A 25,037-nucleotide genomic window follows, 5' to 3' on the forward strand; every position below is an offset into this window, starting at 1 on the left:
CCCTTCATCCTGGCTGTTCATGCAGGGCGCGCCGGCAGGGCGCTCAATGCGGAATATCCATCTGCCGTCTGAACTGCTCATAAGGATGGGGCAGGATGGTCTGACGCTCGATCATGCGATGGACGCGCGGCGTCCCCTCGCCGCGATGGAGCGCGTGGAGCTGCTCGTGGATGCTTTTGTCGTCTTGCGTGCGGCGCTGGTTGTGACGGACATAATCCACCCAGGTCGGCACATGATAGGTTTCCGTCCAGACGCGCGGATTTTCCAGATCCCGCATCAGGGCCCATTGGCCCGCGCCATCGCGGATGCGCACGCGGCGACGCTCGCCCATGATGGCGAGGAACGCCGGCACGTCAGCCTCGTCGATCTCATAGTCGATCAAGACGACGATCGGCCCGGAGCGCGGAGTGAGATCCAGCTTCAGCATGGGCTCGGTGAAACTGTTCAGCGGATCGAGGTTCAACGCCTCGAATTCCGGCAGGGCGAAGAAAAGGCCGAGAAACGCTCCGACGAGCATCAGCGCGGCCGAGGCATAAAGCGCCATGTCGGCCCCATATTGTTCGGCCGCCACGCCCCAGAACCAGCTGCCGGCAGCGATCCCGCCAAAGGTGGTGGTCTGATAGAGCGAGAGCGCGCGGGCGACGACCCAACGCGGCGTCGATAGCTGCACCGTCGTGTTAAACAGCGAGAGCGCCAGCACCCAGCCGGCGCCGGCGCCCAGCAGCGCCAGACAGGTGATCAGCGTCGTGCCGCTCCAGCCCGTCAGCGCCGAGCTGACGGCAAAGCCGAGAAAGGCGAGACGGACGATATTTTCGCCCGTCAGACGCTCGCGCAGACGCGCGCTGATCAATGCGCCGCCGATGGCGCCAAGCCCGAAGGCACCGAGCAAGAGGCCGTAGGTCAGCGGTCCGCCGGCCACCAGATCGCGCGCCACCAGCGGCAGAAGCGCCAGCACCGCGCTCGCCGCCAGGCCGAAGACGAAGCCGCGCAGCAGCACCTTCAGGATATTCGGCGACATGGCGACATAGCGCAAACCGGCGCCGATCGCCCGGCCGAGCGATTCGCGCGGCAAGACGGCGTCCACAGGCGGCCGCTTCCATCGGTGAAGCGCAAACAGCAGTGCGAAATAGGACAGGCTGTTGACCGCGAAGGCAGCGGCGGCACCGGCGGCGGCGACGATCGCCCCGCCGATCGCAGGCCCGATGCTGCGGGTCATGTTGAAGCCCACGGAGTTCAGCGCCACCGCACTGGGAAGGTGCTCGCGCGGTACCATGTCCCCGACCGAAGCCTGCCAGGCGGGATTGTTGAGCGCGGTGCCGCAGCCGATCAGGAAGGTGAAGGTCAGCAGCAGCCAGGGCGTCACGAAGCCGAGATAGGTGCAAATCGTCAGCAGCACGGAGACGATCAGCATGAAGATCTGTGCCACCATCATCAACCGGCGCCGGTCGAAACTGTCGGCAAGCGCGCCTGAGACCAGCGAAAACAGCATGATCGGTGCTGACGTCGAGGCTTGGACGAGCGCCACCATATCGGAGGAGTTGGAAATCGACGTCATCATCCAGGCGGCGCCGACCGACTGAACCAACCCGCCGAAATTCGAGATGATGCTGGCAAACCAGATCAGCCGGAAGGTGTCATGCTTGAGCGGCGCGAGGGGAGACGTGGATTTCGGCACGGAGAGAGCGCCTTTCTGATGCGACGGCACGATGCAGCAGGTCGTCATCGCAAAACCTGCTGCGGCTTTGCCATGACGACCTGCGTCAGGCCAAACGTAAAGCGTGGCTACACCCCGGAAAGAATGCGGCACGCCGTGGCAGACCAAGGTCGGAAACTAGACCTCACGCCAAATGCGGCAAGCGTTTGACCGGAGAAGGCGATCCATGGCTTTTGGCCTCTGTCGCAAATTTCGCGGAGCGGAATGTCTGCCATGCACAGGGCTTCAACCCATGGGTCCGGCACCGAGCCGGCTGCAAGGCTTGCAATTCCGGCAATTGCGGCGTATACGAGCCCCAAATTCTTGATCGGTAGATGAAGAGTGGGCCCGCGAGGACCCGCTCTTTTTTATTACCGGCAAAGCGGGAGGCTGAAAGCTTTGTCCGACATGACCCCATCCGAAGCGGCCGCTGGCGCATCCGAACCCCGGCTGATTACCGAGACCGGCATCGAGCGCCGTGTGGCCGACATCATCGAGCCGGTGCTCGTGCCCATGGGCTACCGTCTGGTGCGCGTGCGGCTTCTGGCGCTGAACGGCACGACGCTGCAGATCATGGCCGAGCGCGAGGATGGCTCGATGACGGTCGAGGACTGCGAAGCCGTCTCCATGGCGATTTCGCCCGTTCTGGATGTGGATGATCCGATCGATAAGGCGTATCATCTGGAAGTCTCCTCGCCCGGCATGGACCGGCCGATGGTGCGCAAGTCCGATTTCGTGCGCTGGACCGGTCATGTGCTGAAATGCGAGACCTCGGTTCTGGTCGGCGGTCGCAAGCGCTTTCGCGGCACCATCGTCTCCACCGACGAGGATGGTTTCACGCTCGACCGCGACCAGCCCGCTCCCGGCGAGGACGCCCGGATCATCATTCCCTATTCGGCGCTGGCCGAGGGCAAGCTGATCCTGACGGATGACCTGATCCGCGATGCGCTCGCCGCCGACAAGAAGGCCAAGGCCGCCCGCGAGGCCGCCAATGAGAATTTCGAAGACGAGAATGAGGACGGCCCGCTCGACTGAGGTCGACGCCGCCTTTCGAAGACAGACCTGGCTTCCCGCTGAGGAAGCGCCGCATGGAGACCCAGACAATGGCAGTCAGTGCTAACCGGCTTGAGCTTCTGCAGATCGCGGACGCTGTTGCGCGCGAAAAGGTGATCGACCGCGAGATCGTGCTTGCGGCCATGGCCGATGCGATCCAGAAAGCCGCGCGCTCGCGCTATGGCTCGGAAAGCAACATTCGCGCCGACATCAACTCCAAGACCGGCGAAATCCGCCTCCAGCGTCTGCTCGAAGTCGTCGACCATGCCGAGGACTATTCGACCCAGATCCCGCTGGCGCTGGCACGCGACCGCAACCCCGATGCGGCGCTCGGCGACTTCATCGCCGATCCGTTGCCGCCGATGGATTTCGGCCGCATCGCCGCGCAGTCGGCCAAGCAGGTCATCGTCCAGAAGGTGCGCGAGGCCGAGCGCGACCGGCAGTTCGACGAATTCAAGGACCGTTTGGGCGAAATCGTCAACGGCACGGTCAAGCGTGTCGAATATGGCAATGTCATCGTCGATCTCGGCCGTGGCGAAGGCATCATCCGCCGCGACGAGATGATCCCGCGCGAGAACATGCGCTATGGCGACCGCGTGCGCGCCTATGTCTATGATGTGCGCCGCGAGCAGCGCGGGCCGCAGATCTTCCTGTCGCGCACCCATCCGCAGTTCATGGTCAAGCTCTTCACCATGGAAGTGCCCGAAATCTACGACGGCATCATCCAGATCAAGTCGGTCGCCCGCGATCCCGGTTCGCGCGCCAAGATCGCCGTCATCTCCAATGACAGCTCCATCGATCCGGTCGGCGCCTGCGTCGGTATGCGCGGCAGCCGCGTCCAGGCCGTCGTCGGCGAGCTGCAGGGCGAGAAGATCGACATCATTCCCTGGTCGCCGGAGCCCGCCTCCTTCATCGTCAACGCGCTGCAGCCTGCCGAAGTGGCCAAGGTGGTGCTGGACGAGGATGCCGAGCGTATCGAAGTGGTCGTGCCGGATGAGCAGCTGTCGCTCGCCATCGGCCGCCGTGGCCAGAACGTGCGTCTCGCCTCGCAGCTGACGGGCTGGGACATCGACATCATGACGGAGCAGGAAGAGTCCGAGCGCCGCCAGAAGGAATTCAACGAGCGCACGCAGCTGTTCATGAACGCGCTCGACGTCGACGAAATGGTCGGCCAGGTGCTTGCTTCCGAGGGCTTCGCCCAGGTGGAAGAACTGGCCTATGTCGATCTGGACGAAATCGCCTCGATCGATGGCTTCGACGAGGACACGGCCAATGAGCTGCAGACGCGCGCCCGCGAATTCCTGGAGCGCCTGGAAGCCGAAATGGATGCCAAGCGCAAGGAACTCGGCGTTGCCGACGAGCTGCGCCAGATCGACGGCATGACCGGCCAGATGCTCGTTGCGCTCGGCGAAGACGGGATCAAGACCATTGAAGACTTCGCCGGTTGCGCGGCCGACGATCTCGTCGGCTGGTCCGAACGTAAGAATGGCGAGACCAAGCGCTTCGACGGTCTGTTCTCCAAGCTCGAGATCTCGCGCGCCGAGGCCGAGAACATGATCCTGCAGGCACGGCTTGCCGCCGGATGGATTTCAGAGGAAGACCTTGCACGAGAGCAGGAAGAACTCCAAATAACGGAAGGCGACGAGGAAGAGGCCTGAGAGGCCGATCCCTCATCGGCTGGTTCCGCTGATGCCTGACCCCATCCTGCCTGAAGACGACGTGCCGGCCGCCGGCACGCCTCATGGCGCGGCGCTCCTCGATCCCGTCGATGCCGACTATCCGGTGGATGGCAAGACCGAGGGCAATGGACGGCTGTGTATCGTCACCCGCCAGAGCCTGCCGGCTGACGATCTGATCCGCTTCGTTGCCGCCCCTGACGGCAGCGTGGTGCCGGATATAAAGCGCCGGCTTCCCGGGCGGGGCTGCTGGGTTACCGCACGCCGCTCGATGATCGACCAGGCCGTCAAGCGCAAGCTGTTTGCCCGTGGTCTGAAGGCGCAGGTCAAGGCCGATGCCGATCTCGGCGAAACGGTCGACCGGCTCTTGGCCGCAGACCTTGCCGGCATGATCAACCTGGCGCGCAAGGCCGGGCAATTCACCACCGGCGCATCCAAGGTGGAGCAGGCCGTGCGCGGACAAGCCGCGCTTGCCGTGTTCCATGCCACCGACGCCGCAGCGGACGGCGTGCGAAAAATCAGCCAGGCCCGCAAGGCTATGAGCTTCGTCACCGACAATGGCAGCGAGGTTCCTGCGTTCCGCTTCTTCACGGCGGAAGAAGGGGACACGTTGTTTGGAAGTAATTCTTTTATCCATGCCGCAGCGCTTGCGGGGCAGGCGGGTGAGGGTGTAGTGAAGCGCGCAACAATGCTCGACATGTACCGGGACACTGTAGCGATGGGCACTTCTCGCCAATTGACACCATGATGCGCAAGGCCAGCACACGAACGCTTCGCGCACGCACGACGAAAATCGAAAAACGGGGTCAGGTCTAACCGGTCCGGCCCTGAGGGAAACGGAACGGAATGACCGATAATAACGACGACAAGACGCTCGGCAAGAAGACGCTGACGCTTCGCCCTTCGGGCGTGAGCCAGGGCACCGTGCGCCAGGATATGGGCCGCGGCCGCACCAAGGCCGTCGTGGTCGAAACACGTAAGCGCCGGCCTATGCGTCCGGAAGACGAGAAGCCGGTCACCCCGATCGCCTCGCCTCCCCGTCCGCAGGCGGAAGTTCGCCCTGCCGCACCGGCTCCGGCAGCGCCTGCCGCGGAAGCACCTGCGGTCAGCGCAGCGCCCGTTGCCAGTGCTGCACCGGCGCCCGCGCGCCCCGCACCGCCGAGCCAGCTGGCACAGCCGCAGCGCCCGCAGGGCCAGCCCCCTCGTCCGCAGGGACAGGGTGCACGCCCGCAAGGCCAGTCGGCGCGCCCGCAGGGCCAGGGCGGTCGTCCTCAGGGCCAAGGTGGCCGCGACTCCCGCTATGACTCACCGCGCCACGACTCGGGCCGCCCGGATCCGAACCGCCGCACCGGCGTCGTTCTGAACCAGCTTTCGCCCGACGAGATCGACGCTCGCCGCCGTGCTCTGGCCGAAGCCCAGGCACGCGACGCCGAGGATGCACGCCGCCGCGCCATCGATGAAGAGCGTCGCCGCGTGGAAGAGGCAGAGCGTCAGCAGCGCGAGGCCGAAGAGGCTGCCCGTCGTGCCGCAGAAGAAGCTGCCCGTGCGCCGGCAGAACGCGAAGCCGCGCGCCTGGCCGCAGAGGAAGCCGCCAAGGCTGAGGCTGCCGCCGCTGCGCAGGCTGCCGAAGCGGCAGCCCGTCCGGCCCAGCGCCGCACCGACGATCGGACCGCCCGCCCGCAGGCCGGACGCCCGGCAGCCGCCGCACCGGCTGCTGCACCTGCGGCAGCCCCGGCCGGCCTTCGTGGCCGCAAGGCGGATGAAGACGAGGAAGGCAGCAAGCCCCGCGGTGGCGCGCCGATCCGCGGCAAGGTCACACGGCCCGAGCCGGCCAAGGTTCCCCCGCGGCCGAAGACCGAAGAGGAACGCCGCAAGGGTAAGCTCACTCTGACGGCAGCTCTCAATGACGAAGGCGGCAAGAGCCGCTCGCTCGCCTCCATCCGCCGCCGGCAGGAGAAGTTCCGCCGCAGCCAGATGCAGGAAACGCGCGAGAAGGTGGCCCGCGAGGTCATTCTGCCGGAAACCATCACGATTCAGGAACTGTCGCAGCGCATGTCCGAACGCGCCGTCGACGTCATCAAGTACCTGATGAAGGAAGGCCAGATGATGAAGCCGGGCGACGTCATCGACGCCGATCTGGCCGAGCTGATCGCCACCGAATTCGGCCACACGGTCAAGCGCGTTTCGGAATCCGACGTCGAAGAAGGCATCTTCGACATGGCGGATTCCGGCGAGCAGCTGCCGCGTCCGCCGATCGTCACCATCATGGGTCACGTCGACCACGGTAAGACGTCGCTGCTCGACGCCATTCGCCAGGCCAATGTGGTCGCCGGCGAAGCGGGCGGGATCACCCAGCATATCGGTGCCTATCAGGTGGAGCAAAACGGCCACAAGATCACCTTCATCGACACGCCCGGTCACGCCGCCTTCACCGCGATGCGTGCCCGTGGCGCGCAGGCAACCGACATCGCCGTTCTGGTGGTGGCCGCCGATGACAGCGTGATGCCGCAGACGATCGAGTCCATCAACCACGCCAAGGCAGCCGGCGTGCCGATCATCGTGGCGATCAACAAGGTCGACAAGCCTGCCGCCGATCCGCAGCGGGTACGCAACCAGCTGCTGCAGCACGAAGTCTTCGTGGAAACCATGGGCGGCGAAGTGCTCGACGTCGAGGTTTCGGCCAAGAACAAGACCAACCTGGACAAACTGCTCGAAGCCATTCTACTTCAGGCGGAAATTCTCGACTTGCGCGCCAATGCGGAGCGCACGGCCGAGGGTGTGGTCATCGAAGCCCAGCTCGATCGGGGCCGCGGCGCGGTTGCCACCGTTCTCGTTCAGAAGGGCACGCTGAAGCCCGGCCAGATCATCGTCGCCGGAGATCAGTGGGGCCGTGTTCGTGCGCTGGTCAACGACAAGGGCGACCACGTCAAGGAAGCCACGCCGTCCATGCCGGTCGAGGTTCTCGGCCTCTCCGGCACGCCGGCGGCAGGCGATCGCTTCGCCGTGGTGGAAAACGAGGCCCGCGCGCGCGAGATCTCCGAATACCGCCAGCGTTTGGCCCGCGACAAGGCGGTTGCCCGCCAGTCGGGTTCGCGCGGCTCGCTCGAACAGATGATGAGCCAGCTTCAGACCTCTGGGCTGAAGGAGTTTCCGCTCCTCATCAAGGGCGACGTGCAGGGCTCGATCGAAGCTATTGCCGGCGCGCTGGAAAAGCTCGGCACCGACGAAGTGCGGGCAAGGATCGTCCATTCGGGCGCCGGCGCCATCACCGAATCGGACATCTCGCTGGCCGAGGCGTCCAATGCCGCGATCATCGGCTTCAACGTCCGCGCCAACGCTCAGGCTCGCACGGCGGCCGAGCGTTCGGGCATCGAGATCCGCTACTACAACATCATCTACGATCTGGTGGATGACGTGAAGGCAGCGATGTCCGGCCTGCTCTCGCCCGAGCGGCGCGAAACCTTCCTCGGCAATGCCGAGATCCTGGAGGTGTTCAACATCACCAAGGTCGGCAAGGTCGCGGGTTGCCGCGTGGTCGAAGGCAAGGTCGAACGCGGCGCCGGCGTGCGTCTGCTGCGCGACAACGTCGTCATCCACGAAGGCAAGCTCAAGACGCTCAAGCGCTTCAAGGACGAAGTGGCGGAAGTGCCGATGGGCCAGGAATGCGGCATGGCCTTCGAAAACTACGAAGACATTCGTGCAGGCGATGTCATCGAATGCTTCCGCGTCGAGCACATCACCCGTACGCTGTAATCCCGGACACGGGTTCAGCCATGTTCAAGACCCGCTCGGCGTCCTGCGCCGGGCGGGTTTTTCTTTGCAGGCTTTTCCCACTCTGCAGGACACCTTTCTTTGCGCCCGCGCCGGCGCGTCTGCTAGGAGAGCATGGACGAGAACGCCATCAGCGAGGTCATCATGAGCGAACCGACCACGAGCCCGGAACCGGCAAGCAAGCCGCGCCTCAGCATTCTCTATTGCACCCAGTGCAACTGGCTGCTGCGGTCTGGCTGGATGGCGCAGGAGCTCTTGCAGACCTTTCCAGATAGCCTGGGCGAGGTCGCGCTCATTCCCGGCACTGGTGGCGTCTTCGAGATCCGGCTAGACGGCGCGCTTCTCTGGGAGCGCAAGCGGGATGGCGGCTTTCCCGGTCCGAAGGAGCTGAAGCAGCGAGTGCGTGATGTCATCGATCCCGACCGCAGCCTCGGCCATACCGACCGGACCACGGCATGATCCTGGCGGTTCTGGGCGGCGTGTTCATCGCCGCCTTTCTGTCCGCCACATTGCTGCCCGGCGCCTCCGAGGCGGCATTTCTGGCGGCCGTCACCCAGAAAGCCGCACCGCCAGCCAGCCTGTTTATGGCTGCCACCCTCGGCAATGTGCTCGGCAGCCTCGCCAATCTCGTTCTTGGGCGCTTCTTCCTGCGCTATGAAGACAGGCGCTGGTTTCCGGTCTCGCCGGCCGCCAGGGCGCGGGCCGAGCGCCTGTTTCACCGCTTCGGCCATCCGGTGCTCTTCTTCGCCTGGCTGCCAGTCGTTGGCGATCCCCTGACCTTGGTGGCAGGCCTGCTGCGCATGCCGCTCCTGCCTTTTCTGGTCTATGTCACGCTCGGCAAGGCGGCGCGCTATGGCGCGCTTCTCTGGCTCGCAAGCTGAGACGTCTCGCACAGCGGTTGCGTCGGCCGCCATGTCATGCTTGAAAGGCGCCGTCCGCTGATCGGTCAGCCGTCTTGCCCGTCGGCGACTTGCGCCCGCAGATGCGCTGAGGCGGTCCCGTCAGGGCAGTTCTGGTCTACGGGCGGAGGGAGCGGCCTAGTGGCAGGGCTGCCCGGACCATTCATCCGAGGGAGACGTTTAGTGAGCCTGAAATTCGGAACCAGCGGCCTTCGCGGCCTTGTCGAGGATCTCGAAGGCCAGCCGGCCGCACTTTACGCCACAGCTTTTGCCCGGATGCTTCTGGGCGCCGGCAAGATCAAGGCAGGCGACGCAATCCTCATTGGCCGGGACTTCCGCGATTCGAGCCCCAAGATCGCGGCGATCTGCGCTGGTGCTCTCAGCCGTGCCGGTCTGCGCGTGGTCGATTGCGGCACGATTCCGACACCAGCGCTCGCGCTTTACGGCTTGGAGTGCGGCTGTGCGGCACTGATGATCACAGGCTCGCATATTCCCGCCGACCGCAACGGCATCAAATTCTACCGCCCCGATGGCGAAATCGATAAGGCGGACGAACAGGCCATCCAGGCGCAGGCGGCCGCACTGCGCGAGGCCGGCGGGGTGGATGCCACGGCGGGAGATGCGGATGAGCAGGCCGAGGCCGAAGCCATCCGACTCTTCCTCGCCCGCAACAAGGCCTTGCTTCCAGCCGGGGCGCTGAAGGGTCTCAAAATCGGCGTCTATCAGCACAGCACGGTCGCGCGCGATCTGTTCGTCGATCTGCTCGACTATTATGGCGCACAGGTCTTGCCGCTTGGGCGGTCCGATGTCTTCATTCCTGTCGATACCGAGGCCGTCTCGCCCGGCACCGTCGCTCTCATGCGCGACTGGACGCGGGAATTCGAACTCCATGCGGTCGTTTCCGCCGATGGCGATGGCGACCGGCCGCTGGTCGCCGATGAAACAGGCGAGCCTATTCGCGGCGACCTTCTCGGCCTTGTCGCGGCTGAACATCTTGATGCGCAGGTCGCCGTGACGCCTGTGACCTCCAATTCCGGGCTGGAGGAGCAAGGCCTGCTGCGCATTCGCCGGACGGCTGTTGGATCGCCCTTCGTGATCGCGGGCATGGCCCAGGCAGTGGCGGAGGGAATGGGCGGCGTCATCGGTTTCGAGGCCAATGGCGGCACGCTCACGGCAAGCGACTTCATCATCGACGGCACGCGCTTGAGGGCGCTTCCAACGCGCGACAGCATGCTTCCAGTGCTGGCGATCCTACAGCTGGCGGCAGAGCGGCGCATGCCGCTTTCGGCAGTGGTGCGTTCCTATGCGCTTCCAGTGGCGCTGAGCGACCGGCTGGAGAATTTTCCGCTGGAGACCAGCAGCGCTCTGATGGCGCATCTGCGTGGTGCGCAGGAGGGGCTGGCAAGCTTCCTCGCGCCCATCGGCGAGATCGGCCGCGTCAGCGATATCGATGGCTTGCGTGTTCGGCTGAAGGATGGGCGCATCATCCATTTTCGCCCCTCGGGCAATGCCCCGGAAATGCGCTGCTATGTCGAGGCGCGCACGGAGTCTCAAGCCGAAGCACTGCTTTCGGAAGGGCTGGGCCTGATCCGGGATTTCGCAGCCAAGAGGAGCTAGGGTGACGTCGGACATGCTGTTCAGGCCAGCGTGAAGCGGGAGGTGCGGCGGCCCGGTGGTGGCAATGCCGCGTGTGTCCGCGCGTCCATGGCCGCTCGGCCCGCCTCTGTCTAAAAACTTTCATGAAGGCGCCATCTTGCTGTTGACAGGAAGGCGCCCGCCCCGTACATCCCCGCTCGTCGCCCAGATGGCGGAATTGGTAGACGCGCAGGTTTCAGGTACCTGTGCCGCGAGGCGTGGAGGTTCGAGTCCTCTTCTGGGCACCATTTCCCTTCGAGATCTTATGATTTCGTTTTACTGCTCCCAGAGCGTATAAGCGCTGAGCGGTGGCTCTTCTCCTCAACCTTTTCGAGCCTACTGGCCAGCATTCTGCGGCTAGCAGTCGCTTTATCGGCTTGATCCCTCGTCCTTTTTTCATCCGTCCAAAGGACGTCCCAAAGCCGTAGAAAATCCCGCCTGCGGCAGTTGACAGAAGGCCCTGCGCCCCGTACACCCCGCTCGTCGCCCAGATGGCGGAATTGGTAGACGCGCAGGTTTCAGGTACCTGTGCCGCGAGGCGTGGAGGTTCGAGTCCTCTTCTGGGCACCATTTCCTTTGCATGATCCGATCACCTTCGGCCTGACGCTGTTTATTCCGGGCCTCTCCCTCTTCCGTGATCCTGCCGTCCATTGATGGCCTCGTCGGCAACCTTCCGGTCTTTCCCTTGTTCGGCTTCCCGCCGGCGGCTTGCTGGGCCTTGCGCCCTGGCCGCCTTCCGCTGCGAAAGGAAGGAACGACATGGACGAGAAGACCCCGCGCGGCAATCCGCCCGACACCAATGGCGCAGAGCGCACCCTCACCAACCGCCAGGGCCACCCGATCAGCAACAACCAGTCGCAGAGAACGGTCGGCAGCCGTGGGCCGGCGACGCTGGAAAACTATCAATTCCTGGAAAAGATCACCCATTTCGACCGCGAGCGCACGCCAGAACGCGTTGTGCATGCGCGCGGCTTCGTCTGTTACGGTGACTTCGAGGCGACCGGCAAGATCGGCAACGAGCCGGCCTCGACCTATACCCGTGCCAAGCTGTTCCAGACCGCCGGCAAGAAGACGCCGCTGGCCATTCGATTCTCCACCGTCATCGGTGGACGGGACTCCTCCGAGGTGGCGCGCGATCCGCGTGGCTTTGCGGTCAAATTTTATACCGAAGACGGCAATTGGGACTTGGTCGGCAACAATCTCGCCATCTTCTTCATCCGCGATGCAATCAAATTCCCCGATGTGATTCATGCGCTGAAGCCTGATCCGGTCACTTTCCGGCAGGAGCCGAACCGCATCTTCGACTTCATGAGCCAGACGCCCGAATCCATGCATATGCTGACGCATCTCTTCAGCCCGCGTGGCATCCCCGCGAGCTATCGGCACATGGAGGGTTTCGGCGTCAACACCTACAAGATGGTCAATGCGCAGGGCGACACCGTTCTGGTCAAATATCACTTCCACCCGCGCTGCGGCGTCGCCAGTCTCACCGGCAAGGAAGCGGAAGCGGTGCAGGGCAAGGATCTCGGCTCGGCCTCGAAGGATCTCTATGAGGCGATCGAAGCCGGGCATCACCCGCAATGGGACATGTTCGTGCAGATCATGGAGGATCATGATCATCCCGAACTCGACTGGGACCCGCTCGACGATACCAAGATCTGGCCGGAAAAGGATTTTCCGCTGCGCCATATCGGCGTGATGACGCTGAACCGCAATGTTCAGGATCACTTCAACGAGAACGAACAGATCGCCATGGGCACCGGCGTCTTGGTCGATGGTCTCGACTTTTCCGACGACAAGATGCTCGTCGGCCGCACGTTCTCCTATTCGGACACGCAGCGCCACCGCGTCGGCACCAATTATCTGCAACTGCCTGTCAATCAGGCCAAGAACGCCAGAGTCGCGACCAATCTCAATGGCGGCCAGATGTCGTTCCAGCGCGATCTGGCACCGGGCCAGAACCCGCATGTGAATTACGAGCCATCCATCCATCAGGGCCTCAAGGAAAGCGGCCGTGCGGAGCCGAACAATCCGCCGGAAATTCATGGCCGCCTGACCCGCAGCGTCCTCGAACGGCGCAACGACTATGTGCAGCCCCGGGCGCGCTATATGACGATGATGGACTGGGAGCGCGACGACCTCGTCCACACATTGGGAACGCTGCTTGGGGATTGCGAGCGCGATGTGCAGGAGCGGATGGTCTGGCACCTGCTTCTCGTGCACGATGATTACGGTCGGCGCGTGGGCGAGATGATCGGCCTGACCGCCGCCGATGTCGCCCATCTTGAGCCCCTGCCCGGCCAGGTTTTGACCGAGGACGACAAGCGCCGGCTTGCAAAGCTCGGCGACAATGGCGACGGCATCGATCCGATGGTCTGGGGCCAGTGGACGAGTTCGGTTCATAACCATCAGGCCACGGCCGAAGAGGTTCTGACTGGCCGCCTGCCGAGCGAAGCAATGCCCGCCCAGGCAGCGCAGTAGTCAGGCAGCACAATGAAACTACGCCATGCTGAAGCGCGAGCACCGACCTTGAACCAGGGAAATCGCGCTTCAGCCCCGGACAGGCGGATATTTAGAAAGCTTTCATACAAGAAATCACCGATAAGAACTGATGTTTTCCTACACGCCGAAATAGAACACAGTCTCCTGAAGACCTTGTGATTCGAAACTGTTGCGAGGCGGTCTGCAATCGATCGAGACGGGACTGGCAGGGCTGAGAGATCGGCCGATCATCCGAATTGGCGATTGCACGAGACACTGTGGCGTGAAGCAGGCATGTGCTTTTCCGCAGGCATTTCTCGCGCCGGCTTGCGCCAGCACCGCCCCACGATGGATGCAGTGCAGGGTCCTTCGGCGCCCTCCGGCTTCGGCCATGGACATGATGTCTTGCGAGGGTTGAAAGCGGCATGAGGCGGCGGCGCATCGACCATGCGCCATAAGACGCCGTGGCAAGGGGGAAAAGCCATGGAATCTCAGGATTATGTGCGAGACTGGGCGCTCCAGCGCGCGCAGCAGATCGTTCTGCGCGAGGGAATGGACCTTGCGCTTTCGGCGCAGGATTTCGACACGCGCCGAGTGCGCCAGCGCGGCAAGTCGCTGGTCATGGCCATTGCAGAATCCTTGATCGAAGCTTCGGCAGCCCCGCGTCGCTGACAGGATACGGCCTCTCGCGATCGCGCTGACGGCGAAACCAGGCCGTGAAAATCGCTTTTTCTGATGGGTGATGCGGCCTGACATCTTCTCGTGATCGCGTAAGCCTTGGCATCTCAAGGCTTCGCGTGATCGGTGGTGGGGCGCTGTCACGCGCCTTTCGTCCGGTCAGTAATTGAAGCCGCGCAGCTGGCGATAGATCGAGGGCGGAAGGCGTGGCGAGGTGAATTCCGGGCCATTCCCTTTGCGGCAGACATTGACGGTGTCATAGCGCGGATTGGACGAGCTGAAGACCGTGTCGCGCCGCGCCTGAAGAACCTGCGTGCAGGTCACCTGGTCGGCAGGGCCGTTGAGCGGCTCCTGCGGCTTCACGCCCGGCAAGTTCCTGAAGATCTCATCTTGCTGATCGACCTGCGGCACTTCCAATGGTGCGGCCAGGGCCGGCGCGCCGAGCAACGCTGCCAGCAGCAGCACACCGCTGATACGGGCAGCCCACTGTCGTGCTGTCTTGCTCGTCTTCTGCCTCACCGCCACCATCGTCGCTCGTGTCCTGCCGCGCTCAAGCATGGCGCATGATCGGCCATCCCATTCAGATGGCATTCCGGGCCTAGCCCATCAAGGGCCGTTTGCGCGCGCCACGCAGCCCGCTCCCGTGAAATGGCACCATTGACGCAATTCTAACTGATCGGGCTGGTGCATGCGGACGAGACGACGGCGGGCAAGCGCGTGATTTGATGCTTGAGATCGCCGGGGATGGCGTTCAAATGTCCGTTCAGCGCAACGAAGAGAGGCCGCTCGATGACAAGCACCATCCGCCTTCACCGGGGTGACATTTCAGCCGAGGCGGCTGCGCTCTATCGTGGCGCCATTGCGGTCGATACCGAGACGCTCGGCCTCGTTCCCCGCCGGGACCGGCTCTGTGTCGTCCAGCTATCGCCGGGCGACGGCACGGCGGATGTGATCCAGATTGCCAGCGGTCAGCGCGAAGCGCCCCGCCTGGTGGACATGCTGGCCGATCCCGACCGCGAGAAGATCTTCCACTTCGGCCGCTTCGATATCGCCGTTCTGTTCCACACATTCGGGGTCACGGCGGCGCCGGTCTTTTGCACCAAGATCGCCTCGCGCCTGGCCCGCACCTATACGGATCGGCACGGGCTGAAGGACAATCTGAAAGAGCTCTTGGAGGTGGACATCTCCAAGCAGCAGCAATCTTCCGATTGGGCCGCCGCCCAGCTGTCCCAGGCGCAGCTCGATTATGCGGCCTCCGACGTGCTCTATCTCCACGCCTTGCGCGACAAACTGATCTTTCGCCTGGAGCGCGACGGGCGGATAGACTATGCCCGCGCCTGCTTCGCCTTTCTGCCGACCCGCGCCAAGCTCGATCTGCTGGGCTGGGGCGAGACCGACATTTTCGCCCATAGCTGACCTGAAAACTGCCATTCCGCACGCGGATGCAACCCAGGCGAAGATAAGCCACACGCATCAATAGCATGTTAACCAAATTTTGATCGCTTCTCGCTAAAGTACCTCCAAGGAAACGCGGGTAGCAGCCATGATCACGCCTTTGCAGCAATCTGCCGGCCTGGCCGGAACCACGCTTTTGCAGTCGATCCTCGACCGGAAGGATGAGCAGCGGCTGGAAGAGGAGAAGAAGGCCAAGGGCACCTCCCCCTCACAGAGCGAGGCCATGCTGGAAGCGCGCCTTGCCGCCAGCCAGAGCCACGCCGTCCTCAACGACAAGATCAACGCGCATTTCTTTGGCGCGCAGAAAGTGGAGAGCGACCCGCTCGCCAAGCTGGTCAGCCGCCTGACCCGCCAGCTGAACCTGGTGCGCGGCGAAGGCGATACCGACGCGGTGTTCGCCCAGAAATTTCAGGATCGGCTGCAGCTTCTCGATAGCCTGACCAAAAGCGAGGCCACGGCCAAGGATGCGACGGTCACGCTGGCGCGCTTCGACATTACCGTCGATGGCTTGAAATCCGTTCTCGACGGATCGAACGTCAAGCCGAAGGATCAAGAAGCCTGGATGGCCCGTCTCGTGACGGATGAGGGCATCAGTCAGGATTCGACAGAAAGCGACGCGGCCTATAGCGCCCGCATCGGCGAGAACCTGCGCGGCATTCGCGCCAAAATGGCGGATGGCAATCGGGACGATCTGGCCAAAACGAGTGGGCTTGATGATCTCGGCGTGACCTTCGACGACCTGATCGCGGCCATCAAAAACCCGCATGGCGAAGAAGCCAAGAAAATCACCAAGGCGCTGGACGAGCAGGCGCGCGACGACAAGGTGCTGACGCCGCAGGTGCAGAAAGCCTTGCAGCGGATGGGGGACATTGCCCATCCGAAGACCAAGGCCGAACTGCTGCTGGAGCGCGACGGGCCGAAGGATCCGACCAAGGTGGAGGACGACTCCACCCGTGCCGAGCGCGAGGCCGATATTCGCGCCCGCGAAGCCGGCGAGAAGCTGGACCATGTCCTGGAAACGCAGGATGCGGTGTCCAGTCTCAACGATGCCGCACTCAAGGCCAGAGCAACGCCTAAGCCATCGGATCCAAACGCCACCGGCAGCGGCACACAGCCATCCGCGACTGTCGATCCTGTCGCGGCCTTGGCCACCGATCTGCTCCAGACACTGGCGGCCAGTGTCGAAACGGCCAAGTCCGTGGACGCCCCTGATGCGTCGACCACGCCGCAGCCGGACCAGGATGTGGCATCTTCGGGTGAACCGAAAAGCGACGAAGATCGGGAAGCCGAGCAGCTGAAGATGGTTGCGACCGCCGGCACGCCGGATGGACCGGCATCGGCCGGCGAGCAGAAGCTCGACGTGAAGGCGATCTTCTCTGTCAGCGTCGATGACATCGGCGTATATGATCTCCTGAAGCGCAAGGTCGGCGCCGCCGCCGGAGCAAACGCTCAGGCTGCCTGAGACTTGCCTCCTCAAGACGTCAAAAGCATCGGGCTGAAAAGCACGAAGCGGTTCTGCATTCCCTCCGATGTTCCAGAAATACACGTGCTTTCTACCTTACGTATTTCTATATACACGCAAGGATACGCATATTAACGCAGATTTAATTCAATTCTTCTTATATTAGGGCATGATGTTGGAGAGACTATCCGATGATCACACCCCTGCAAAGCTCGGCCGCCACGGTCAGTAAGACGCTTCTTCAGTCGATCCTCGACTCCAGCCAACAGCGCCAGGCGGAGAAAGAGGCCAGGAACAAAAGCAGCTCGACCCAGGACGAGATGCTCAAGGCCAGGATTGCCGCCAGCAAAAGCCACGCCGCGCTCAACGACAAGATCAATGCGCACTTCTTCGGAAGCCAGGCGCATGAGGAAAGCCCGCTGGAGAAGCTTGCGGGCCGCTTCATATCGGCGCTCGGAATGAAGCGTCAGGATGGTGAGCTGGATACGGATTATGGCCAGCGTATCAAGGACGGCCTCTATTTCATGGATCGGATCGGCCTTGATGAAGCTCTAAGAGCTGTGAAACAGGGACCGAGCCAGGAGCTCACGCTCAAGCGCTTTGGCGTCAAAGCCGCCGATATCCGCGCCGTCCAGGAAGGCACCAGTGAGAAGCCGAGCGAAGCCGCCCTCACGATCACGCGCTTTCTCACGCTCAATGACATTAAACAGGACAGTGACGAAGATGACATGAGCTTTTCGGAACGTGTCGGCTACGAGCTTGGCAAGGCGCGCGCCACGCTGGGCAAATCGGTTGCCGATGTCGAAAAGGTTTCCGGCCTGCGCGCTCTTGGCGTGTCGGCTGGCGAAATGGCCGAGGCCATTCAGTCGCCTTATGGCGATACCGCCAAGATGATCGCAAAGAAGCTGGAAGACCAGACGCGGGATCAGAAATCGGATACGCGCGAGATGCAGCGTGCCGTGCAGCGGCTCGACGATGTCGCCAACCCCAAAACCAAGGCGGAGCTTCTGCTGGAGCGCGACGAGCCAAAGGATCCGACAAAACTCGAGGATGAGAAGACCCGTGCCGAGCGCGAGGATGACATTCGCGCCCGTGAGGCCGGGGAAAAGCTCAAGGACGTGCAGAAGGTCCAGGATGCTGTCGCCGACATCAACAAGGAAGCCGCCAAGACCGACAGGCAGGAGGGAGAAAACGCTCCAGCGGATGAGGCGGTAGGCCCTGCTGACGCCGCGGAAGGCGCAGACCTGCTGTTGACGCTGGCAGCCGGTGTTGAAAACGCCAAGAGCGCGGACAAGACGACGGCCACGGACAGCACACGGGCAGAGACAAGCGGGCCGGAGGACCAGAAGAGCCAGGACGAGCTGGAGGAGGAGCAGCTGACACTGGTGGCGCTTGCGGGCAATCAGGGGAGCATCACCGGCCCGGCTGTCGCTCCCCCGCCGGAAGGCAAGGACGACATTCTCGTCGTTGCCGTAGACGAAATCGGGATCTACGATCTTCTGAAGCACAAGACGGCCAAGAGCAGCGGAAACGAACCGGCACAGCCCAAAGCGGCTTGATACAGGCCGTGAAAGAGGAGCTCCCCTTCGGCAAAGCGCGATTCAGGCCGCGCTCGCATACATGGCAAGGCGGTGATAGCCTGCCCGGCAGGCAGATGACCCGACTTCGTCAGGCCACCGCACCGGCAGCCAGCTTCAGCCTTTGCGCACGGCGCCGATTCGGGCGATGACCTCGCCTGGTATCTTGTAGCGCTCGATCACATCCCGGTTGGAGCGAAAGCCGCTCAGCTCGCGCTGAATGAAGAAGGACCAGGCACAGTCGGCCGCCTGGTCGATCAGCGCCTGACGCGCCTCCTGCTGTCCATTTGCCCCATCAAAAGCAGCAAGCGCCGCCAGCGCGGCCTCCAATTTCAATCCGCAGCGGCCCAGCGCATCGGCGCGCTCCGCCATGATTTCATAGTCGAGAATATTCGTTGCCGCGTTACGGCTGGCTTGGGGCGCAAGGCTCTGGGGCGGGCGAACGGCCATGGCATGCTCCTGAAGCTTGGTTGACGCAGAACCATGCATTGGTTTTGCCGGCTAGCTGGGCATCACGATGGCGATGGTCGCATCGGCATGCGGCAACCCATGCCCTTATACCGATGTCGTGCCTGCGGACGACCAGCGATCCGGCAGGATAACGCCTGGATGCCAAGCTGGGTCCAAGGCCAAACCCCTTAGGCAGACAGCGCCGCGCGGGCCCTGATCTCGTCCAGCGTCCAATCCACCAGCAGCTCCCCATCGCGCCAGACAGGGCGCATGTAATTTTCGCGACCGCGTAGCTGATCGGCGCGCACAGCTTCGAGACCCATCATGCCCTCGACAACGGCCTGGCGCCCGGCCTTGGACGCCTTGACGTTCATCGTCGCCGGTCGTTTCCAGACATCGTGCCAGCGGCCCTCGTCATCCCTGCGGCCATTGGCCTTCATCGCAAAGGCATAGAGATCCCGATTGACCTTCTGTAGAATGCCGCCGCCCATGGCGAAGACGATGTTTTCAGCCGAGAAACCGAAGGCTTCCAGCCGACGCAGCACCTGGCCCATGTCGGCCACCGAGAGCCCATCTCCCTGAATGACGCGCACGCAAGGGTTCAAGACGCGATATCCCTTGGCATTCATGGTCGAGCCGAAATGATAGTCGAGCTGCTTGACGACATGAACGGGCGTCTCGATCGGGTCGCCGCTATCGGGGCGAATGAAGATCGTCGCGCCGCAGGACTTCACCCGTTCTTTGAGCGCCTTGCCCCAGATTTCCGAGACGGCGAGGTTGATGTCGTAGCTGTCGGAGACCACGGCAAAGGCGCCATACCGGGCAAAGCGGTCGATCATATTGCCATAGGCCGCCACCTCGTGCTCACCGCCCCAGGCCGTCATGGTCGCATGTTCGGAGGCCGGCATCGAGCGGCCGGCCATAGGCGCCCTATAGAAGCGGCGCGCCGCCAGAACGCCGGGCACATTGTCCGTGGCAGAGAAATAGATGAGATGCGCGGCACCGCCCAGCGCGGCCTGCTCATGCGCGCCGGTGCCACGCGCACCATAATCGAGCAGCATCCGGGACAGATGGTCCTGCGGCGCATCGCAGGTTTTCTCCAGCATGCCGCGGAGCTCGCGGCGGATCTTGCGCAATTGGCCGGCGACGGTCGAGGGATACCAGACCGCCCGCAACATCGCGGTTTCCACATGGCCGGAAAGCCAGAAGCAGGCGGGATCCGTGTTGGTCACCTGCACCAGCGGCACGCCTCGCCGCACGCAGACGCCCTCCGGCAAGGCCTCGATCTCCAGAGGCAGCCTGCCGCCATGCCGCTCGACAATATGCATCCAGCCTGCCCGGTTGAAGGGCAGCCCATGGGCCGTGACGAAGGCTTCCGCCTCTTCGACATGATCGCGCGTAACCGGCCGCGCCAGCAGGCCCTTGAGAAACATCTGCAGGCCGAAAAACACAACATCGACAAGATCGCTGCCACCGCGCGCCTCGATATAGTGGCTGACGGCGGATGTCCCCGGCGGATATTGCAGATGGTGGCTGAACTTGTAGCTGTCCGTATCGAGAATCGGATTGGCGAAATCCATGGGCATCCTCCCCTGTCGGCTCTGCGAAGCGCGTCGCGACCCTGAGATCAGCCCCGGCGCTTGGGCCCTATTATTGTACGCTGCCGGTATCGCATATCTGCTCGATCCCTGCCGCGCGACATGCCCCGGCCCCGTTGTTCGAGCGAAAGCCGGCCTCGACCGCGTTTTGGCGCATGATCTTTGCTCCGGGCTTACGCAGCCATTGCGCGTTAACCTTTTATCAACGCTTTCGCTTTAAGTTTCAGTCATCAAGGCCGAAGATTATTCTGTGAATCGCCACTCATCCGTCGAGATGGCAGATCTCCGGCCCCAGCGCATGATGCGCCCGCGGCAAGGCTTGCGCGAGGCGGCCAAAGCCGACGGGATGCTCCGGGCTCAACGTGCGACGATCTTTCGAGACCGCCCCAGCCCCGATCGAGATTCAAGGAAGACCAACCATGCGCCGCACGGATGTGTGCGATCGCTGGATCATGACGATTTGAGGCCTGCTCGGGCTCAAACCGAACATCATGATATGGATTAGGCCGTTAGAGCGAGACCTCAGGTGAAAGTCGATTCCGGCCTTTGCCATCTCGCGTCAAGGCCGTGGAAGGACGCTTCATGAGGCGGCGTCCGCTTGGGCAATCGATTTCCGCAAGGCCGGCATCGTGCCGCGTGCCTTACGCGCAGCAAAGCCCATTCACGCAGACAGGATGTGACGGCGAGGACGGAGCACCGCTCATCGGCCGACAAGACGACCATCGGACACAAGGAGCCAGGCGCGCAACCGCCGACATGGAGTGACCAGCATGACCAGCGCGATCGAGTACCGCGCGCCATCCAACCATGGCGACGCGTTGTCCCAGAGAGAAAGAACGGCGCCGCAGGCGGCGTCGACGCGTCATGCCGATGCGATTTTGAAGATCATCGAGGTGCTGGTCCGCAATCTGCCCGACAGTCCGCTGGCCACGCGGCTGGCGTTGACACGGCTTATCGAGACCCTGTCGAAGATCCTGGACATCCCTCCCCTTCCCAAGGAAAACCTGCGCGATTTCGCCAAGCGGCTGATTGCCGCAATCGAGGCCATGCCAGCAGCTGCGCGCCTGGTTTTTGAAAAGCAGCTCGGCCAGCGCGCGCTGGTGACGGCGCTGCGCATGCTCCTGGATACGCTGCGGCCGGACGCGCCGCCCGTATTGCCGCGCCCGGCCAACCTGCCGCTCAAGGCTTTCGAGGTGCTCGACCGGCAAAAATCCGCGCCCTACCCGGCTGCAGAACCTGCCGCGTCATCCGGCGCTGGGCCACGCGGCGGCGCCAAGCCTGCCGCCCCCGCCTCGCCGGCACCGCGCATGGCGGCAACCGCCACCAGCACGGCCGCCCTGCAGGCGGCCAATTCCCCCGGTGCGCCCGCTTCGTCGCTGCCCGCCGCGCGGGTGCAGGATGCGCTTGCGGATGCCATCGCGCGCGATGCCGCAAGATCCGCCTCCAGCCAGGCGCAGGCCCAGACATCCGCGTCGGCGCAGCCCCATGACGCCGTAGGCCAAAGCGATGCCGCCTGGCCTGCTGAAGCCGGCAAGGCAGGACAGGGGAGCGGCGCGCCGGTGAAAGACGGCTTGCCGCTGTTGAAGACCGCGATCGATTTCCTCTCCCGCAATCCGGAAACCGTCACCGCCCTCATGCGCATCGTCACGGCCTTGCGCACGCAGGATACAACGTCGATGGACAGCGTCTCGACGTTCGGGCTCGACCGCGACGCGTTGCTGGCCGATGCGCTGGCCCTCTCCGTCGATGGTCTGGCCTTTCTCGAAGACGGTCTGGAGCACCCGGCGGCCGGTCAAGGCGAAGCCATGGCATCGGCGCATTCGACCGCCGCCAAGGCGGCCGAAAGCCGGATCGAGCGACAGGCGGAAAGCCAGAGGGCGACCGAGCGTGCGGCCACTCTGGCAGAGCGTTCAACCTCCAAGCCGGCGGCTGCGCCAGAGACCCCGCTTTCCATCGCTGAGACGAGCGGCGAGGCTGTCGAGACCACAGCCGTCATCCTGCCCTTCAACCGGCGCGGGGCCATGCCACCACTCGTACCGGCAGCAGATGCCGGCGATGTCGATGGGCTGATCACGGCACTGGCCGAGGAAGCCGAGGCAAAGGGCGCCGGCGAGCGCGCGGATGCCGCGCGGCGTCGTCAGGGGCAGGCCGCGCCGCTGGACGATGTGGCTGGAGACCGTCGCCAGGCCAGTGCCGCAGCGGAGCGCAACGTGCTTCTGCCGCCGACCCGCCATCAGGATCTGGCCGAGATCGGCCTCCTGCGCCCGGCCGAGCATGTGATGCAGGACTGGATCGCCCTTGCTTTCGCCGCCGCCGCCCTGCCACCCAAGGACGTCAAGCCGCGCCGGTCCGACACGCTTCCGGCAGAGCGGGCGGAGGCCTTGGGCAAGGACGACCGTGATGGACAGAAGCGCCGTGACCAGCGCGACGAAAACGGGCGCGAGCACAGCCAGGGGACACCGGAGCAGGATGAGGAAGACCTAGCCGAACAGGATCTGAGCGAAGCCTATGCGCTGTACTGGCGCATGGCCGGCTTCGATCCGGAAGAGCGGGCGGCGGACGCCTGATCGGCCTGTTCTTCTCGCTCCCTACCGGCCACACTCAGCCATTGAGAACACCGTTGGGTAGATCGAGATATGCATAGCATAGGCTTGAGTTTGTCCTGACGCAGGAAGCCGCTTGTGTGACGGACTGGCCGCGGAACCACGACGCGGATTTTCAACCGATGTGCCCATGAAAAAGCCCGCGCCGCCAGTCCAGGCAGCGCGGGCTTTTGATGTATGCAGGCATGCGGCCTCCGCGCCCTTTCGACAAAGGCGCGGAGCGCGACCGAGGCTTATTCGCCGGTGTTGCGGCTCTTCAGCGCGGCGCCCAGGATGTCGCCGAGCGAAGCGCCGGAGTCGGACGAACCGAACTGTGCGACGGCTTCCTTCTCTTCGGCGATTTCAAGCGCCTTGATCGAAAGCATGACCTTGCGATCCTTCTTCGAGAAGTTGGTGACGCGGGCATCGACCACCTGGCCAACCGAGAAACGCTCGGGACGCTGATCGTCGCGATCGCGTGCCAGGTCGTTGCGGCGGATGAAGGAGGTGACGTCTTCGTGGTTGACGAGACGCACTTCGACACCGCCGTCATTGACGCCGATGATTTCGCACGAAACGACAGCGTTCTTGCGCAGATCGCCGGACGAGGCAGCTTCGCCAACCGTGTCGCGGCCGAGCTGCTTGATGCCGAGCGAGATGCGCTCCTTGTCGACGTCCACATCGAGAACGACAGCCTTGACGACGTCGCCCTTGTTGTATTCCTCGATGACCTGTTCGCCCGGACGGTTCCAGTCGAGGTCGGAGAGGTGGACCATGCCGTCGACATCGCCTTCGAGGCCGATGAACAGACCGAATTCGGTCTTGTTCTTGACTTCGCCTTCAACTTCCGTGCCAGCCGGATGGCTGTGCGCGAAGGCCTGCCACGGGTTCTCGAGCGTCTGCTTGAGGCCGAGCGAGATGCGGCGCTTGGTCGGATCCACTTCGAGAACGACCACGTCGACTTCCTGCGTCGTGGACAGGATCTTGCCGGGGTGAACGTTCTTCTTGGTCCAGGACATTTCGGAGATGTGGATCAGGCCTTCGATGCCCGGCTCCAGCTCGACGAACGCACCGTAGTCGGTGATGTTCGTGACGGTGCCCGAAATGCGCTTGCCCGTCGGATACTTCGTGCCGATGCCATCCCACGGATCCGACTCGAGCTGCTTCATGCCGAGCGAGATGCGGTGGGTTTCCTGGTTGATGCGGATGATCTGAACCTTGACCTGCTGGCCAATGGACAGGATCTCCGACGGATGGTTGACGCGGCGCCAAGCCATATCGGTGACGTGCAGCAGACCATCGATGCCGCCGAGGTCAACGAACGCACCGTAATCGGTGATGTTCTTGACGACACCGTCGACAACCTGGCCTTCTTCGAGGTTCTGAACGATCTCAGAACGCTGCTCGGCACGGGACTCTTCGAGAACCGTGCGGCGGGACACGACGATGTTGCCGCGGCGCTTGTCCATCTTGAGGATTTCGAAGGGCTGCGGATTGTGCATCAGCGGGGTCACGTCGCGGATCGGACGGATGTCGACCTGCGAACGCGGCAGGAAGGCGACGGCGCCATCCAGATCGACGGTGAAACCACCCTTGACCTGGTTGAAGATAACGCCTTCGACGCGCTCGCCAGCTTCGAACTTGGCTTCGAGCTTGATCCAGCTTTCTTCGCGGCGGGCCTTTTCGCGCGACAGTACGGCTTCGCCCAGCGCGTTTTCGATGCGCTCGACATAGACTTCGACTTCGTCGCCGACCTTGAGGGTGCCGTCCTTGGCCTTGGCGCCGAATTCCTTCAGCGCGATGCGGCCTTCGACCTTGAGGCCGACGTCGACAACGGCCACGTCCTTTTCGATGGCCGTGACGATACCCTTCGTCACATAGCCTTCGGCCAGGTCGTGCTGCGCGAAGGATTCCTGCAGGAGCGCGGCGAAATCATCGCGGGTGGGGGCTGCTTGAGACATGAATTCTCCTGAATGCGCGCGTCCATCCTTGAAAAAGCACAGTCGATCAGCGCCTGAGGGGCCGAC

General features: G+C 63.4%; 18 protein-coding genes and 2 tRNA genes. 15 read left to right on the forward strand and 5 right to left on the reverse strand.

The genetic code is table 11. The annotated features are described in order from the left end of the window. Positions 1-43: 43 nt before the first annotated feature. A complete protein-coding gene (locus BMX61_RS06315; RefSeq protein ID WP_075628652.1) occupies positions 44-1,675 on the reverse strand; it encodes an MFS transporter in 1,632 nt (543 codons plus the stop codon). Positions 1,676-2,101: 426 nt separating this feature from the next. Between BMX61_RS06315 and rimP the strand changes: the two genes are divergently transcribed. From rimP to BMX61_RS06370, 11 genes are all read left to right on the forward strand, one after another. Next, positions 2,102-2,728: a ribosome maturation factor RimP gene (gene rimP / locus BMX61_RS06320; RefSeq protein WP_075628489.1), complete on the forward strand. Its 627-nt coding sequence runs from the start codon at positions 2,102-2,104 to the stop codon at positions 2,726-2,728. Positions 2,729-2,796: 68 nt separating this feature from the next. Next, positions 2,797-4,404 carry a transcription termination factor NusA gene (gene nusA / locus BMX61_RS06325; RefSeq protein WP_075628651.1) on the forward strand — a complete coding sequence of 536 codons (1,608 nt, stop codon included), beginning with the start codon at positions 2,797-2,799 and terminating at the stop codon, positions 4,402-4,404. A 31-nt stretch (positions 4,405-4,435) separates the two neighbouring features. Beyond that, entirely contained in the window at positions 4,436-5,170 is a 735-nt protein-coding gene (locus tag BMX61_RS06330; RefSeq protein ID WP_083639509.1) for an RNA-binding protein, read from the forward strand. 98 nt (positions 5,171-5,268) lie between these two features. Then, positions 5,269-8,175, forward strand: a complete 2,907-nt coding sequence (gene infB, locus BMX61_RS06335) for a translation initiation factor IF-2 (protein ID WP_075628488.1) — start codon at positions 5,269-5,271, stop codon at positions 8,173-8,175. 162 nt (positions 8,176-8,337) lie between these two features. After that, positions 8,338-8,652, forward strand: coding sequence for an Rdx family protein (locus tag BMX61_RS06340; protein ID WP_075628649.1), 315 nt, complete (start codon positions 8,338-8,340; stop codon positions 8,650-8,652). Further along, a complete protein-coding gene (locus tag BMX61_RS06345; RefSeq protein WP_075628487.1) occupies positions 8,649-9,074 on the forward strand; it encodes a YqaA family protein in 426 nt (141 codons plus the stop codon). The genes BMX61_RS06340 and BMX61_RS06345 overlap by 4 nt, the downstream gene beginning before the upstream one ends. A gap of 207 nt (positions 9,075-9,281) precedes the next feature. Further along, positions 9,282-10,709, forward strand: coding sequence for a phosphomannomutase (locus tag BMX61_RS06350; RefSeq protein WP_075628648.1), 1,428 nt, complete (start codon positions 9,282-9,284; stop codon positions 10,707-10,709). Positions 10,710-10,890: 181 nt separating this feature from the next. Next, positions 10,891-10,975 (forward strand) — tRNA-Leu (locus BMX61_RS06355). A 237-nt stretch (positions 10,976-11,212) separates the two neighbouring features. Beyond that, positions 11,213-11,297: transfer RNA gene (locus BMX61_RS06360), tRNA-Leu, on the forward strand. Between the two features lie 189 nt (positions 11,298-11,486). Then, positions 11,487-13,208 carry a catalase gene (locus BMX61_RS06365; protein ID WP_075628486.1) on the forward strand — a complete coding sequence of 574 codons (1,722 nt, stop codon included), beginning with the start codon at positions 11,487-11,489 and terminating at the stop codon, positions 13,206-13,208. 483 nt (positions 13,209-13,691) lie between these two features. Then, positions 13,692-13,880 (forward strand): hypothetical protein, encoded by a 189-nt coding sequence (locus BMX61_RS06370; protein ID WP_075628485.1) that lies wholly within the window; start codon positions 13,692-13,694, stop codon positions 13,878-13,880. Between the two features lie 165 nt (positions 13,881-14,045). On the opposite strand, the gene BMX61_RS06375 is transcribed toward BMX61_RS06370, so the two are convergent. Continuing rightward, positions 14,046-14,414: a hypothetical protein gene (locus BMX61_RS06375; protein WP_075628484.1), complete on the reverse strand. Its 369-nt coding sequence runs from the start codon at positions 14,412-14,414 to the stop codon at positions 14,046-14,048. 261 nt (positions 14,415-14,675) lie between these two features. On the opposite strand from BMX61_RS06375, the gene BMX61_RS06380 reads away from it, so the two are divergent. From BMX61_RS06380 to BMX61_RS06390, 3 genes are all read left to right on the forward strand, one after another. After that, complete coding sequence (locus BMX61_RS06380; protein ID WP_075628483.1) at positions 14,676-15,302, forward strand: ribonuclease D; 627 nt, start codon at positions 14,676-14,678, stop codon at positions 15,300-15,302. Positions 15,303-15,429: 127 nt separating this feature from the next. Beyond that, complete coding sequence (locus BMX61_RS06385; protein WP_075628482.1) at positions 15,430-16,803, forward strand: prolipoprotein diacylglyceryl transferase; 1,374 nt, start codon at positions 15,430-15,432, stop codon at positions 16,801-16,803. A 191-nt stretch (positions 16,804-16,994) separates the two neighbouring features. Then, the gene (locus BMX61_RS06390) at positions 16,995-18,362 is read left to right on the forward strand and encodes a hypothetical protein (RefSeq protein ID WP_075628481.1); all 1,368 of its coding nucleotides are present in this window, start codon (positions 16,995-16,997) and stop codon (positions 18,360-18,362) included. A gap of 135 nt (positions 18,363-18,497) precedes the next feature. On the opposite strand, the gene BMX61_RS06395 is transcribed toward BMX61_RS06390, so the two are convergent. Both BMX61_RS06395 and BMX61_RS06400 read right to left on the reverse strand, forming a co-directional pair. After that, entirely contained in the window at positions 18,498-18,830 is a 333-nt protein-coding gene (locus BMX61_RS06395; RefSeq protein WP_075628480.1) for a DUF6665 family protein, read from the reverse strand. Between the two features lie 188 nt (positions 18,831-19,018). Then, positions 19,019-20,410, reverse strand: a complete 1,392-nt coding sequence (locus BMX61_RS06400; protein ID WP_083639507.1) for a nicotinate phosphoribosyltransferase — start codon at positions 20,408-20,410, stop codon at positions 19,019-19,021. Positions 20,411-21,198: 788 nt separating this feature from the next. On the opposite strand from BMX61_RS06400, the gene BMX61_RS06405 reads away from it, so the two are divergent. After that, positions 21,199-22,995 (forward strand): hypothetical protein, encoded by a 1,797-nt coding sequence (locus tag BMX61_RS06405; RefSeq protein ID WP_075628478.1) that lies wholly within the window; start codon positions 21,199-21,201, stop codon positions 22,993-22,995. A 269-nt stretch (positions 22,996-23,264) separates the two neighbouring features. On the opposite strand, the gene rpsA is transcribed toward BMX61_RS06405, so the two are convergent. Further along, a complete protein-coding gene (rpsA, locus tag BMX61_RS06410) occupies positions 23,265-24,971 on the reverse strand; it encodes a 30S ribosomal protein S1 (RefSeq protein WP_075628477.1) in 1,707 nt (568 codons plus the stop codon). Between the last annotated feature and the right edge of the window lie 66 nt (positions 24,972-25,037).

The sequence above is a fragment of the Xaviernesmea oryzae genome (assembly GCF_900109605.1).
GTDB classification, from domain to species: domain Bacteria; phylum Pseudomonadota; class Alphaproteobacteria; order Rhizobiales; family Rhizobiaceae; genus Xaviernesmea; species Xaviernesmea oryzae.